At 71.6% G+C, this 13,648-nt stretch carries 13 protein-coding genes and 1 riboswitch; of the genes, 3 read left to right on the top strand and 10 right to left on the bottom strand.

The features are described 5' to 3' along the window. The 10 genes from AC1DSA_RS24175 to AC1DSA_RS24130 all read right to left on the bottom strand — a co-directional run. Positions 1 to 1,334: efflux RND transporter periplasmic adaptor subunit (locus AC1DSA_RS24175; protein WP_477893455.1), on the bottom strand; the 1,334-nt coding region annotated here is incomplete at its 3' end. Between the two features lie 216 nt (positions 1,335 to 1,550). Next, positions 1,551 to 3,209, bottom strand: coding sequence for an alkaline phosphatase family protein (locus tag AC1DSA_RS24170; protein ID WP_477893454.1), 1,659 nt, complete (start codon positions 3,207 to 3,209; stop codon positions 1,551 to 1,553). Between the two features lie 10 nt (positions 3,210 to 3,219). Further along, positions 3,220 to 3,864 carry a class I SAM-dependent methyltransferase gene (locus AC1DSA_RS24165; protein ID WP_477893453.1) on the bottom strand — a complete coding sequence of 215 codons (645 nt, stop codon included), beginning with the start codon at positions 3,862 to 3,864 and terminating at the stop codon, positions 3,220 to 3,222. Between the two features lie 17 nt (positions 3,865 to 3,881). Continuing rightward, positions 3,882 to 4,319, bottom strand: a complete 438-nt coding sequence (locus AC1DSA_RS24160) for a universal stress protein (RefSeq protein ID WP_477893452.1) — start codon at positions 4,317 to 4,319, stop codon at positions 3,882 to 3,884. A 101-nt stretch (positions 4,320 to 4,420) separates the two neighbouring features. After that, positions 4,421 to 5,875, bottom strand: coding sequence for a cobyric acid synthase (locus tag AC1DSA_RS24155; RefSeq protein ID WP_477893451.1), 1,455 nt, complete (start codon positions 5,873 to 5,875; stop codon positions 4,421 to 4,423). 58 nt (positions 5,876 to 5,933) lie between these two features. Continuing rightward, positions 5,934 to 6,710, bottom strand: coding sequence for an ABC transporter ATP-binding protein (locus AC1DSA_RS24150; protein WP_477893450.1), 777 nt, complete (start codon positions 6,708 to 6,710; stop codon positions 5,934 to 5,936). Then, positions 6,707 to 7,696 carry a FecCD family ABC transporter permease gene (locus AC1DSA_RS24145; RefSeq protein ID WP_477893449.1) on the bottom strand — a complete coding sequence of 330 codons (990 nt, stop codon included), beginning with the start codon at positions 7,694 to 7,696 and terminating at the stop codon, positions 6,707 to 6,709. The genes AC1DSA_RS24150 and AC1DSA_RS24145 overlap by 4 nt, the downstream gene beginning before the upstream one ends. Further along, a complete protein-coding gene (locus AC1DSA_RS24140; RefSeq protein WP_477893448.1) occupies positions 7,693 to 8,565 on the bottom strand; it encodes an ABC transporter substrate-binding protein in 873 nt (290 codons plus the stop codon). Before AC1DSA_RS24140 ends, AC1DSA_RS24145 begins: the two co-directional genes overlap by 4 nt. Continuing rightward, positions 8,558 to 9,367 (bottom strand): cobalamin-binding protein, encoded by an 810-nt coding sequence (locus AC1DSA_RS24135; protein WP_477893447.1) that lies wholly within the window; start codon positions 9,365 to 9,367, stop codon positions 8,558 to 8,560. The genes AC1DSA_RS24140 and AC1DSA_RS24135 overlap by 8 nt, the downstream gene beginning before the upstream one ends. A gap of 11 nt (positions 9,368 to 9,378) precedes the next feature. Then, positions 9,379 to 11,325, bottom strand: a complete 1,947-nt coding sequence (locus AC1DSA_RS24130; protein WP_477893446.1) for a TonB-dependent receptor domain-containing protein — start codon at positions 11,323 to 11,325, stop codon at positions 9,379 to 9,381. 80 nt (positions 11,326 to 11,405) lie between these two features. Next, positions 11,406 to 11,726, bottom strand: a riboswitch (cobalamin riboswitch). Between the two features lie 33 nt (positions 11,727 to 11,759). Between AC1DSA_RS24130 and zapB the strand changes: the two genes are divergently transcribed. The 3 genes from zapB to AC1DSA_RS24115 all read left to right on the top strand — a co-directional run bounded on the left by zapB (position 11,760) and on the right by AC1DSA_RS24115 (position 13,513). Then, positions 11,760 to 11,972 carry a cell division protein ZapB gene (gene zapB / locus AC1DSA_RS24125; RefSeq protein WP_477893445.1) on the top strand — a complete coding sequence of 71 codons (213 nt, stop codon included), beginning with the start codon at positions 11,760 to 11,762 and terminating at the stop codon, positions 11,970 to 11,972. After that, positions 11,969 to 12,310, top strand: coding sequence for a cell division protein ZapA (locus AC1DSA_RS24120; RefSeq protein ID WP_477893444.1), 342 nt, complete (start codon positions 11,969 to 11,971; stop codon positions 12,308 to 12,310). The genes zapB and AC1DSA_RS24120 overlap by 4 nt, the downstream gene beginning before the upstream one ends. Positions 12,311 to 12,706: 396 nt before the next feature. Next, positions 12,707 to 13,513, top strand: a complete 807-nt coding sequence (locus AC1DSA_RS24115; RefSeq protein ID WP_477893443.1) for a sulfite exporter TauE/SafE family protein — start codon at positions 12,707 to 12,709, stop codon at positions 13,511 to 13,513. Positions 13,514 to 13,648: the final 135 nt, after the last annotated feature.

The following is a 13,648-nucleotide window of genomic DNA, read 5'->3' as shown; positions in this document are numbered from 1 at the left end:
CGCTGGCGCCGCCCGCCGCCGCCGGAACCACCGGCGCCGCGGGGCGTGTCGCCCGGCAGCACCACGCGGGCGCCGTCGCGCAGGCGGTCGGCGCCTTCGGTGATCACCTTCTCGCCGATCTGCAGGCCGCTGGCCACCTGCACGCGGTCGCCCACCGGCTGGCCGCGCACCACCGGCCGCAGCTTCACCGTGCGGTCGTCCTGCAGCACGAACACGTACTCGCCGCTGCCGCTCTGGCGCACCGCGGACACCGGCACCACGACCGCGTTCTGCAGCGTGCGGATGCGCAGCTGCACGTTCACGAACTGGCTGGGAAACAGCTGCTGGCGCGCGTTGTTGAAGCGCGCCTTGGCCCGCACCGTGCCGGTCTGGGTGTCGATCTGGTTGTCCAGCGAGGCGAACGCGCCGGTGTCCAGCAGCTCGGTGCGGGTGCGGTCGAAGGCCTTGACCTCCATGAACGCCGCCGCGTTGTTCTGCAGGAAGGCCGCGTGGTCCTGCGGAATGGCGAACTCCACGTCGATCGGCGACATCTTGGTGATGACCGCGATGCCGTTCGTGTCGCCCGTGCTCACCTGGTTGCCGACGTCCACGTTGCGCAGGCCCACCCGGCCCTCGATGGGCGCGACGATCCGGGCGTACGACAGGTTCAGGCGCGCCGTGCCTTCGTTGGCCTTGGAGGCGACCACGGTGGCGGCCAGCTGGTTGACGGTGGCGCGCTGCGTGTCCACCTCCTGGCGCGCGATCGAATCCTGCTTGAGCAGGGTCTCGAAGCGCTCGAGCGTCACGCGGGCGGCGGCCAGCTGGGCCTCGTCGCGCATGCGCTGGCCCAGCGCCTGCTGCAGCGCCATCTCGAACGGGCGCGGATCGATCAGGGCGAGCAGCTGTCCCTTCTTGACGTTCTGGCCTTCCTTGAACAGCACCTGGGTCAGCACGCCGTTGACCTGGGGACGCACGCGCACGGTCGCCTGCGGGGCCACCGTGCCGAGCGCTTCCAGGTTGACCGGGATGTCGGCCGCCTCCGCGACGGCGAAACCGACGGTGGTCGCACCCCGCGCCCCGGCGGCGCCCCCGGGCCCGCCGGCGCCGCCGCCCGCCCGTGCACCTGCACCTGCACCGGCGCCGCCACCGGTGCCGCGCTGCACGGCCGACAGCTGCTCGGGCCGCGTGAGGTCCCAGGCCAGCCAGGCGAGGCCTGCCGCCACCACGACCGCGATCGCCGTGCCGATGACGGACGCGCGGCGACTGAGCTTGCGGCGCGGCGGCGGCGCGGGCTGCAGGGCGGTCTCGCGGGACAGGGGGGCGTCGGCCGGGTCGGACGGCGGGGGTGTGGGCATCAAGGTCCTTCTTGTTCCGTCTGGAGGTGCGCAAGTTCAGCCATCGCAGAGCTTGCCTGCCGCTGGCTCAACGGGCCGACAGTGCCCGGCGCGACCCGCTGTAGGCGGGTTTCTGATGTGCTCGCACGGTCCTAGCCTCGCCGTTGCGCGTAACGGCGGCGTGTGTCGATTGTTGCGCGCGTGTGAAGTTGGCGATGGGCGGTTGCCGCACCGGAGTCAAGGGGCGGCCAGGGGCAAGGGCCGGCCTTCGCTGGCCGCCGGCGCCGCGACGCCCAGCATCCGAGCGAGGGTGGGCGCGATGTCCGCCACCTCCACCCGCTGCGCGACCGAGCCGGCCTGGACCCAGCGCGGGCCCCAGACCAGCAGCGGCACGTGCGTGTCGTACTCGTAGGGCGAACCGTGGGTGGCGATGCTGGTGCTGGAGCCGAACATGAAGTTGGGCTTGAGCACGTACTGGACGTCGCCGGACACCTCGCGGTTCCAGCTCTTGCGCATCGGCTCGAACAGCGGCGCGCCGGCGCGGTTGCCGCTTTGCAGCTCGCCACGCGTGTACGCCGCCGCCACGTTCGGCTGCGCCAGCAAGGCCTCGCGGGCGGTCAACGCCACCGCTTCGGCATCGAGTCCGCGGGCCGCCACCAGCTTGCGGTCCAGCAGAATGGCGGAGGCGGACATGCCCAGCGCCAGCTTGGGCGCGCCATGGCGCTGCTCCAGCGCGGCATTGACGGCCGCCAGCATCGGCCCGCTGGCGACCCGGCCGGCGCTCAACCCTCGCGACTGGCTCACCTCGGGCGCGGGCATGAAGCCGTGGTCGGCCGTGAGCACGGCCACGTAGTTGTCGCGGCCCACCGTGCGGTCGAGATCGGCGAAGAAGGCCTGCAGCAGGCGGTCGAGCTGCAGCAGGTGGTCGTGCGACAGGCGCGACTCGGCGCTCCAGCGGTGGTTGACGTAGTCGTGGCCGGACAGGCTGATCGACAGGATGTCCGGCGCATCGTCGGCGCCCAGCTGCTCGCCGGCGATGGCGGCCCGCGCGAAGTCCAGCGTCAGCGCGTCGGCATAGGGGCTGGCCAGCAGCGCCGCGTAGTAGTTCGGCCCCGGCTTGTCGTCGTTCGCAGTGCCCATCATCATCGGCAGCTTGCCGCCGCGCGGGCCGAACCAGGGCTGGCTGTCCGGCAGCGAGCGCGCGTAGGCCGCCTCCGGCAGCAGCGGCTTCCACTCGGTCTTGAAGTAGCGGTCGGCCGGCTTCGCGTCGTTGAAGGCGTTGACCCAGGCCGGGTGCTGCGGCATGTAGTAGGTGGTGGAGGCGAACTGGCCGCTGCCGCCCATGTACATGTAGGCGGTGCCAGTGCGGCCCGCGGGCAGGATCGCGCCGCGGTCCTTGCCCGAGATGCCGATCACCTTGGAGCGCGGGTCGGCGCGACGCAGCACGTCGCCCACCGTCTCCACCTTCAGGTTGCGCGGGCTGGTGCCGTCCAGCGGCTGCGTCCTGTTGCCGATGTAGCTGGCGCCGGTGTCACCGGTGCAGTACACGGGCTGGCCGGTGGCGGCGTCCAGCCATTCGTTGCCGATGATGCCGCTGCGGTGCGGATAGGCGCCGCTCAGCACGGTGGCGTGGCCGGCCGCCGTGACGGTGAAGGCGTAGCCGTAGTGCGCCTGGCTGAAGGCGGCGCCGCGCTCCAGGAAGCGCGCCAGGCCGTCGGGCGCGAGCTGGTCGCGGTAGGCCTCCACCTGGCGCTGCGGCAGGCCGTCGACGACGAACAGCACCACCAGTTTCGGCCGGCCTCCTGGCGGCGGCGCGGACGTGACGCCAGCGCAGCCGGCCAGGGCGATTGCGACCAGGAGCAGCGCACGGCGGCGCAGCGATGCGGGCATGAACATGCCCGCGAGGTTAACCGACGTGACCGCCCGCGATGTAGAGGCCAACCCAGGGGAAGCTGCGCACCTCGAAGCCCTGCAGCCGCTCGGCGAGCAGGGTCCAGGGCTGGTCCAGCCCTTCGAGCGTGGTCACCGAATAGAGCGCGGCGCCGAGCACGAACGCGTTGGTGGGCAGCAGCCAGGCAGGCGCCCATTGCAGCCCGCTCGCGACCACGGGCGCGCCCGGCTTCAGGTGCGCCATCACGTGGTCCAGCGCCCGGGCATTGCGCAGCACGTCGTGGGTGAAGTGGAACAGCGCCGCGTCGGCGTGTCCCTGCAGGTGGGCGGAAGCGGCGGTCGCTTCCATCACCGCGACGTTGCTCCAGCCGTGGCAGGCGATGCGGCTGCGCGCGCGCGCCAGCATGTCGGGCGACGGATCGACGCCGACGATGCGGCCGGTGGGGCCGATGCATTCGAGCAGCGGCTCGAAGCTCAGGCCGGTGCCGCAGCCGATGTCCAGCACCGTCGCACCGGCCGGCGGCGCGAGCTGGGCGATCGCCTTCGCGCGCAGCGGCTCGAACGGGGCGAGCTCCAGGTCGTAGCGCTCCGCCCGCCCGCGGTAGGTGTCGCGCGAGGCGGAAGGGTCGGGCCTCCGGCCCGGGCCGGAGGTGAAGCGCATGGCCCGCAGCAAAACGGTCAGGGCGTGATGACGACCAGCACGCTGCAGGGCGCGTGCTCGATCAGCGCCCCGGAGATGGAGCCGCGCCACCAGCGCGCCGCCCAGCTGTCCAGGTGCTTGTGGCCGACGATGATCAGGTCGGCGGCGATGCGGCGCGCGTACTTGGTGATCTCGTCGATCGCCTCGCCGGTGACCACCTCGCCGCGCGCGGTGAAGCCGGATTCGCTCAGGCGGCGCAGGCCGTCGTCGAGGACGCCGCGGTACTTGCGCTTCTCGCGCTCCTCGAGTTCGACGTCGTAGACGCCGCCTTCGAGGCCCACGAAGCTCATGGCCGATGGCATCACGGCCACCAGGTGCAGTTCCGACTGGCTCCATTGCGCGAGGTCGCGGCAGTCGAGCAAGGCCTTCTGTCCGGCGTCGGAGCCGTCATAGGCCAGCAGGATCTTCTTGTACATGGCAAGGCCCCCAAGACATGCCGTGGCCCCGTGCCGCGGCTGGGCCGAGTATGGACCGCAACCGCCGGCAAGGGCAACCGGTCGCAGGGCGGCGTTTCCCCCTAGCAGGCGATGAGTCCAGGCAGGAAGCCGGGAGCGAAATGGCGGTCCGCGACGTCGGCGAGCCGGTCGAACACGGTGTCCAGCGTCGGCGCGGCCGCACCGAACAGCGCCTGCAGCACCGCCGGCTGCTCGAACAGCCCGTGCAGGTACACGCCCAGCACATTGCCCGCGGCGTTCTGCCACCCCAGGTTCGCCGGCAGCACGGTCCGTCCCGGCGCCATGCCGGCATGCTGCGCGGTCTGCCCCTGGTGGATCTCGTAGCCGTCCACGGTCACGCCGGACAGCACGGCCCAGGGGCCGGCCATGGCACCGAAAGCGTGCGAGGCGTGCCGCACCGTCTTGCGCGCCTCGAACTGCGTCACCAGCGGCAGCAGGCCCAGCCCCGGCATGTTGCCGGCGATGTCCTGCGGGTCGACCAGCGCCTCGCCCAGCATCTGCAGGCCGCCGCAGATGCCCAGCACCCGGCCGCCGCCTTCGGCGAACGAGGCCACGGCACCGGCCAGGCCCTGGCGCCGCAGCCAGTCGAGATCGCCCTGCGTGTGCTTGGAACCGGGCAGGATCACCCAGTCGGCGCCGGCCAGTTCCGCCGGCGTGCGCACCCAGCGCAGGCGCACGCCGGGGATGTTGCGCAGCGGCTGGAACTCGTCGAGGTTGCTGATGCGGGGATAGGCGACGACGGCGATGGTCAGGCGCACCTCGCCGGCGGCGGCGGCGCGCTCGTCGTGCGGGCCGTCTTCTTCCGGCAGGCCGTGGTGCCACACCATGGGCAGGGTGGCGACGGTGGGTACGCCGGTGAGCCGTTCGAGCTGTTCCGGCGCCGGAGCGAGCAGCGCCGCGTCGCCGCGAAAGCGATTGAGCACGAAGCCGCGCAGCAGCGCGCGCTCGTCCGGCGCCAGCAGCGCCCAGGTGCCGTACAGGTGGGCGAAGGCGCCGCCGCGGTCGATGTCGGTCACCAGCAGGCAGCGCGCCTGCGCATGCAGCGCCACGCGCAGGTTCACGTAGTCGCTGTCGCGCAGGTTGATCTCCGCCGGCGACCCCGCGCCCTCGATCACCACCACGTCGTTCTCGGCACGCAGCGCCTCCAGCGCATCGCGCACGCGCGGCCACACGAGCGCGCTGCGCTCGCGCCAGGGCGTGTTGGTGAGCACCGGGTCCACCTGGCCCAGCACCACCACCTGGCTGTGGGTGTCGCGCTCGGGCTTGAGCAGCACCGGGTTCATGCGCACGTCGGGCTCCGCGCGCGCGGCCAGGGCCTGGAAGTACTGCGCGCTGCCGATCTCGCCCAGCTCGCCATCCTGACCGGCCACCACCCGCGCGTTGTTGCTCATGTTCTGCGCCTTGAAGGGCGCCACGCGCAGGCCCTGGCGCGCGTACCAGCGGCACAAGGCCGTGGCCAGCCAGCTCTTGCCGGCGCCGCTGCTGGTGCCCAGCACCATGACGCAGGGCGCGGTCACGCCAGCACCTCCGGCTCGCGGACTGCGGTGCCATGTGCCTTCGGAGCAGCCGCGCGGCTCATGCCGGTGCCGCCTCCCGCGGCAGCGCGACCCAGCGGCCGGCCACCGCGTGCACCTGCAGGCGCTGGTCGAACACCGCCTCCACGGCGCGGTGGGTGGCCTCGTCGGCGGTGGCGCCGTGGTGGGCCACCTGCCCGTCGCGCAGCAGCAGCAGGTCGTCGGCCTGCAGCGCCATGCCGATCTCGTGCAGCACGCTCACCGCCGTGCCGCCGAGCGCGACGTGGCGGCGCACGATGGCCAGCCAGTCGGCCTGGTGCGGCGGGTCCAGGTGCGAGAGCGGCTCGTCCATCAGCAGGATGGGCGCGTGCACCGCCAGCGCGCGCGCCAGCAGCACCCGCTGGCGCTCTCCGCCCGACAGGCTGCCCAGCGGCCGGCCCCGGAAGGCCTCGCTCTGCGTTTCCTCCATGGCCGCCAGCACCGCCGCATGGTCCTGCGCGCTGGGCACGCCCAGCCAGTCCTGGTGCGGCAGTCGCCCCAGCATCACCACGTCCTCGGCCAGCAGGTCTTCCGCGCCCGGCTCGCCCTGCCCCAGCCAGGCGATCGCCAGCGCCCGCTCGCGCGCACTCCAGGCCGATGCGGCCTTGCCGAGGACCGAGACCTGCCCGGTGCAGGGCAGCAGGTGCGCCAGCGCCTTGAGCAGCGTCGTCTTGCCCGCACCGTTGGGGCCGGCGATCGCGGTCCAGCGGCCCGCGGGCAACTCCAGCGCGATGTCGTGCAGCACCAGGCGATCGCCCAGCGTCACGCGCAGGCCGGTGCAGGCGAGCGCGGCGTTCACCGGGTCCTCCGCTGCATCAGCACCAGCAGGTAGCCGCCGCCCAGCACCGCGGTGACCACGCCCACCGGCAGCTCGCGCGGCGCCAGCAGCCAGCGGGACAGCACGTCGGCCGCCAGCAGCAGCGCACCGCCCGCCAGCGCCGCCAGCGGCAGCAGCCAGCGGTGCGTCGGCTTGCACAGGGCGCGCACCAGGTGCGGCGCCATGAGGCCGATGAAGGCGACCAGGCCCACGTGCGCCACGGCCGCACCGGTCGCCAGCGCCATCGCCGCCACCAGCAGCAGGCGCACCGGGCCGAGCGCCACGCCCAGGCTCGCGGCCGTGGTCTCGCCCAGCGCCAGCGCATCGAGGGCGCGGCTGCACAGCACGGCCACCACGCCGGCGACGGCGAGCACCAGCGCCAGCACCACGGTGGAAGGCCAGCCCAGGAAACCGGTGGTGCCGAGCAGGAAGGCCTGCATGCTGCGCAGCAGCTCCGGCGCGAGGAACATGGCCAGCGCCGCCAGCGCGCCGAACACCATGCCCACGATCACCCCCGACAGCAGCAGCCGCGTGGTGTGCTGCACCCCGCGCGCGAGCGTGAGCGTGACCGCGACCGCGCCCAGCGCGCCGAGAAAGGCCGCACCGGTAAGGCCGATGCGTGCAGCCCAGGTGGCCGCGGCCGCCGGCGCCGCGCCGAGCAGCACCAGCAGCAGGGCCACGCCGAAGGCCGCACCGGTGGCGCTGCCCAGGAGGTAGGGATCGGCCAGCGGATTGCGGAACAGCCCCTGCGCCACCGCGCCGGCCAGGCCGAGCAGCGCGCCGGCGGTCCAGGCACCCAGCGTGCGGGGAAGGCGGATCTCCCACACGATGGTGAGGCCCGCACCGGTCGGGTCCACCAGCGGCTCCCAGCCCATGCTGCCCACCGCGAGCCCCAGTGCGAGCAGGCCGGCGCTGGCCGCCAGCAGCCAGGCCAGCACCACCACGGGGGGACGGGTCGCGGCGCTCATCGCTGGACCCCGCTGGGCCACTGTCCCTTGAGGCACTGCACCATCAGCCGGGCGGCCTCCGCCATGCCGGGGCCGGCGCGCACCAGCACGTCGCGCTGCGCGGCGTCGAAGGCGCACACCCGGCCGGCGCGCACGGCGCGCATGCGCTGCCAGCCGGGCCGGCCCTCGATGCGGGCCGCGGGCTCGTCCTCCGCCAGCATGATCACGTCGGGATCGGCGCGCACCACGAATTCGGGATTGAGCTTGGGAAACGGCCCCAGCGACGCCGGCACGATGTTGCGTGCGCCGATGCGCGCCAGCAGCTCGCCGATAAAGGACGCTTCGCCGGCGGCATAGGGCGCGGTGCTGACCTCGAAGTAGACGCGGGTGCCGCGCAGCGCCGGCGGCAGTTCGCGCGCGGCGGCCGCCACGCCCTCTTCCACCTCGCGCCACACCTGCGCGCCGTCGCGGGCGCCGAGCACGGGGCCCAGCAGGCGCAGCACCCGTTCCACGTCGGCCAGGGTGCGCGGCTCCGCCACGAACACCTTCAGCCCCAGCGACTGCAGGCGCTCCAGCGCGCGCGAGGACTGCGGCACCAGCACCAGGTCCGGCTTGAGCGCGACGATGGTCTCCACCCGCGCATCCTCCATGCCGCCGACGCGGGGCACCGCCTTCACCGGCGCCGGATGGTTGGAATAGTCGTCCACGCCGACCAGGCGGTCGCAGGCGCCCAGCGCGCACACGAATTCCGTCAGGGAAGGCAGCAGGGAGACGATGCGCTGCGGCGGCTGGTCGAAGCGCACCGCGACGCCGCGCTCGTCGGTGACCGTCAGCGGCTGCGCCGACGCCGCACCGACCCACAGCAACAGGAGCAGCAGCAGCCTAGCCATGCGCCGCACTCCACGCACTCACGATGCGGTGCATCTGCTCCACGCCGTCGGTGAGCGCGGCGGGACCGGGCTGCAGGATGTCGGCCGACTTGATCTCGAACAGCTGGCCGTCGCGGACGGCGTTCACCTGCGCCCAGCCCGGGCGCGCAGCTACCTTCTCGGGGCGGAACTTCTTGCCGCACCAGGAGCCGATCACGATGTCCGGATTGCGCCGCACGATCTCGGCGCCGTCGGCGACGATGCGGTCCTTGCCCAGCGGCTGCAGCGCCAGTTCGGGAAAGATGTCGTCACCGCCGGCGATGCCCAGCAGCTCCGACACCCAGCGGATGCCGCTGATGTGCGGCTCGTCCCACTCCTCGAAGAACACGCGCGGCCGCCGCGGCAGCGCGCGCGCCGCGGCCTCGATCGCCAGCAGGCGCTCGCGCATGCCTTCCAGCAGCCGCAGGCCTTCGTCGGCACGGCCCACCATGGCCGCCACCTGGTACAGCATGGCGAAGATCTCCTCCACGCTGCGCTGGTTGAAGATGGTCACCTGCACGCCCTGCCTGACCAGCTGGGCGGCGATGTCCGCCTGCAGGTCGGAAAAGCCGAACACGCAGTCCGGCCGCAGCGCGAGGATCCGGTCGATCTTCGCGCTGAGGAAGGCGCTCACCTTGGGTTTCTCCTCGCGGGCGCGGCGCGGCCGCACCGTGTAGCCGGAGATGCCGACGATGCGCGCCTCCTCGCCCAGCAGGTACAGCCATTCCGTCGTCTCCTCGGTGAGGCAGACGATGCGGCGCGGTCCGCGCGGAATGGCGATCACTGGCGGCGCTCCTAGAACTGCACGCGCAGCGAGGCGTTGAACTGGCGCCCTGCTTCCGGATAGATCGCGGTGGTCTGCGTGCCCGCGCAGCCGAAGGCCTGCGTGTAGTAGTTGCGGTCGAACAGGTTGGTCACGCCGACCCCCAGCTCCGCGTTGCGGTGGAACTGCCAGGCGTAGCGGGCGTCGGCCGTGGTGTACGAGGGGATCTTGCAGGCATTGTTGAAATCCGGATGCTGCGACGATACCCAGTTCAGGCCGGCGTTGATGCGGTGGCCGGCGACCGGCACCCAGTCGCCCCGCAGCGCCAGCGTCTGGCGCGGCACCAGCGGCACGTCCTTGCCGTCGTACGGGCCGGAGCGGAAGGTCGCCTTGCGCACGACCGCGTTCACCCGCGTGGTGACGCTGGCGCTGACCGCGTGGCTCCAGTCCAGCTCCAGCCCCTGCCGGCGCGTCGGGTCGAAATTGACGTTGGCGCCGAAGAAGCCGAAGGAGCCGACCGCGTTGGGATCGAAGCCGATCTCGTTGGTCAGCGCGCTGCGGTACAGCCGCGCCTGCACGTTGCCGCTGGCGTAGTCCCAGCGCGTACCGAACTCGGTGTCGCGCGAGACCTGTGGCTGCAGGATGACGCCCGGCTGCGTGAAGCTGAACTCGTCCACGTTCGCCAGCCGGAAGCTGCGGCCCACGCGCGCATAGCCGGTCCAGCCGGCCGCGAACGGATGGCTCACGCCGAGCTCCCAGGCGTGCTCGCGGTCGTCCAGCGCCGTGCCCGACGAGCTCTCGTCCTTCTCGATGCGCTCGGTGCGCGCGCCCAGCGAGAAGCGCGTTCCGCCCTGCAGCACGATGTCATCCTTCGCGTACCAGGCGCGCGACTGCTGGTTGGCCACGGAGCCGAAGGCGCCCAGCACGTTGCGGCGCCAGTCGTTGTAGTCGGTGCCCAGCACCAGGATGTTCTTCGCCGTGCCGACGGCCACCTCCTCGCGTGCCCGCAGCGCGTACGACGTGGCGTCCACGTCGTAGTCGAAGGGGAAGCCGCTGTTCATGCTGCGCAGCTTCTTGTCGCGCTGCCCGGCATCGAAGGCCAGCTGCCAGCTGCCCACTTCCGCCTGCGCGAACACGGAGGCGCGTTCGTTGCGGATGCTGGCGAAGTCGTTGGGACGGCTTGCCTGCGACGGATCGGCCTGGTACTGCGCCGTGCTCAGCGCTCCCGGCAGGCGTGCGTCCAGGTCGTCCTGCGCGACGCGGGCGCCCAGCCGCACCGAGCCGTTGGACCATTGGCCCGACACGTCACCCGCGTTCAGCTCCGAGGCCTGGTTGGCGCGGTAACCGTCGCTCTTGCGCTGCTGCGCGTGCGCGTCCAGCGTGAAGCCGCCAGGGGTGCTGACGACGCCGCTGGCGCGCAGGTCGCGCAGGCCGTCGCTGCCCACCCCGCCGTAGAGAGTGGCGCCGCTCGCCTGCTGCTTGCCGGAGCCCGACCTGGTGGTGATCACGATGACGCCGCCGGTGGCGCCCTCGCCGTACAGCACGGCGCCGCTGCCGCGCAGCACCTCGATGCGCTCGATCGAATCGATCGGGATGCCGGCCATGCGCGTGCCGCCCAGGTCGGCCTCGGTCAGGCGCAGGCCGTCGAGGATGACGACCTGGTTGTTGTCGGCGGTGACGCCGAAGCCGCGCAGGTCGACGCTGGTGTCGCCGCCGTTGAACAGGTCCTGCCGGCCGGGCACGCCCAGCAGGCGCACGAGCGCGTCGTTGACGGTGGTGGCGCCACTGGCGCGGATCTCGTCGGCGGTGATCACGCTGACGCCCAGCGGCAGCGAGGCCGCCGGTTCGGCGAAGCGCGTCGCGCGGACGACGGTCTCCTTCAGCGTGGGGGATTGCGCGAGGGCGGAAGTGGCGGACAGCGTGGCGACGGCTGCCAGGAGGCAGGCGGGCGCGCGCAGCGAGGGCACGTTGGAAGTCATGAATGGAGCCGGAAACAGATTTGCCCGCACCGGCTTCCCCGCCGGCGAAATTGGGCGATCACGGCCGCGCGCCTTGCGAGCGCACGGCCACCTCGTTGGCCGGTATCCGGGCTGGCGGAAGAACTTCCATCGCCTTCCCAGGGCCGCTGTTTCAGGCGGCCCCAGTGGCTGTGCGAGGATGGAAGTGATGCATCGCGCCGGAGGTGCAGCGGTTCTCTGGTGCTGCGCATGCGCGCAATGCACCCTTCGAGACCGCTGCGCCTCTGGCGCGATGCACCTCCGCTTACCGTTGCGGGGGCAGCGCAGGTTGGCTTGCGCGCTGGTGCGCGCAGGGCCTCCTGCTTCCCGTTGAACTGCGGCATGTGAACCACACCGCGAGCACCAACGCGCCGATTCTAAAGCTGCCGGATTAACAAAACCCTACAATTCGCGCCATGGCCAGCGGCTCCCCCATCGACCCCCTCGTCGAACGCGTCGAGCGACTGCTCGTGCGCTACGAGGAACTGCAGCGCACCAACGCGCTGCTGGTCGCGCAGGTGGAGCAGCTCACGCAGGAACGCGACTCGCTCAAGTCGCGCCTGTCCGCGGCCCGTTCGCGTGTCGACGCCTTGCTCGAACGCCTGCCCGACCTCAATACGCCCGCATGAAGCAGCTGGAAGTCCAGATCATGGGCCAGAGCTACCTGCTCGGCTGCCCCGAAGGCGGCGAACAGCGCCTGCTCGAAGCCGTGGAAAAGGTCGACACCGCCATGTGCCGCATCCGCGATGCCGGCAAGGTGAAGGCGCGCGACCGCATCGCCGTGCTCGCCGCGCTCAATCTCGCGTTCGACGCCGAACGCAACGCCACGCAGCAGCTGCAGGCAGCGAGCTTCGTCAACGGCGACCCCACGCTCACCGGCGTGCGCAACCTCGCCGACGACGTGCGCCTCGCGCAACTGATGGTCCGCCTGGACCAGGCGCTCGGGGACGACGGCCGCCTGCTCTGAGCATGCACCGCGCGTTCGCGCGCGACGCATTCCACGGTTCAGTTTCGCGCGGTTTTGTCAAGCCCGCAAAATCATCGATGACTTCACATCTTCCTTGCACAACGCGCCGTTTTGCGGCCTAGAATGGATTCGTCTGCAGTGCGTATCGGGCTTTATATTTCCTTGAACCAATGCTCATTGAGCAAGGGCTTGGAACATCGCCCGGCGAGCGTGAACATCTCGCGTCAGATGATCCCAACGCCGAAGCTGACCTCGCCCACCTGAACCCCGGTTCAGGATGCGGCTCGGTGGCGCTGTAGACACCTCTTGCACGGGCTGCCCATGGCAGCCCGTTCCTTTTGCGCGGCCTGCGACAATGCGGGCCCGCGCTCCGGCCCCCGGCCAACAACTCCAACGATGTCGTCCTTCCTGGACCCCCAGCTGGTTCTCGAACTCCTCCTGATCGGCACCTGCACCGGCTTCCTCGCCGGCCTGCTGGGCATCGGCGGCGGCATGATCATGGTGCCCTTCGTGACCATGATCCTCACGTCCAAGGGCTACCCGCCGGACTACACCGTCAAGATGGCGGTGGCGACCTCGCTCGCCACGATCTGCTTCACCTCGCTCGCTTCCGTGCGCGCCCACGACCGGCGCGGCGCGGTGCTGTGGCCGGTGGTGAAGGTGCTGGCGCCGGGGATCCTGGTCGGCTCGCTGCTCGGAGCGCAGATCGCGCACGTGTTGCCGGGGAAAGTGCTGGGCGTGCTGTTCGCGGTGTTCGTGGCTTTCTCCGCCACGCAGATGTTCCTGAACCGCAAGCCGGAGCCGAGCCGCACCCTGCCCGGGCCGCTCGCCACCTTCGGCGTGGGCGGCGTCATCGGCCTGCTGTCGTCCCTGGTGGGCGCGGGCGGCGCCTTCGTCTCGGTGCCCTTCATGACCTGGTGCAACATCAAGATCCACGACGCCGTCGGCACGTCCTCCGCGCTGGGATTCCCCATTGCCGTGGCAGGCACAGCGGGCTACATCTACGCGGGCCTCGGGCTGCCACGGATGCCGCCCGGATCCGTCGGCTACCTGTACCTGCCCGGGCTGGTGTTCATCTCCGCGGCCAGCATGCTGATGGCGCCGCTGGGCGCGCGCACGGCGCACCGCATGGACATCCAGCCGCTGAAGAAGGTGTTCGCGCTGGTGCTGTATGGGCTCGCGGCGTACTTCCTGCTGCGCTGAGGAGATTTCTGGAGGCGGGCGCTCCGGCGCACGCCGCGTGGACTGCGCGGAATATCATGCAGCGCAGTCCCGCTTGGGAAGAGGATCCGGCTTCGCCGGTCCTCTTCGCACTGATTGAACAACTTTGAAAAGTCG

The organism is Ramlibacter sp. P4_H7 (genome assembly GCF_056400765.1).
The sequence above is the reverse complement of the archived record's forward strand: the minus strand, read 5'-3'. Positions and strand labels throughout refer to the sequence as shown.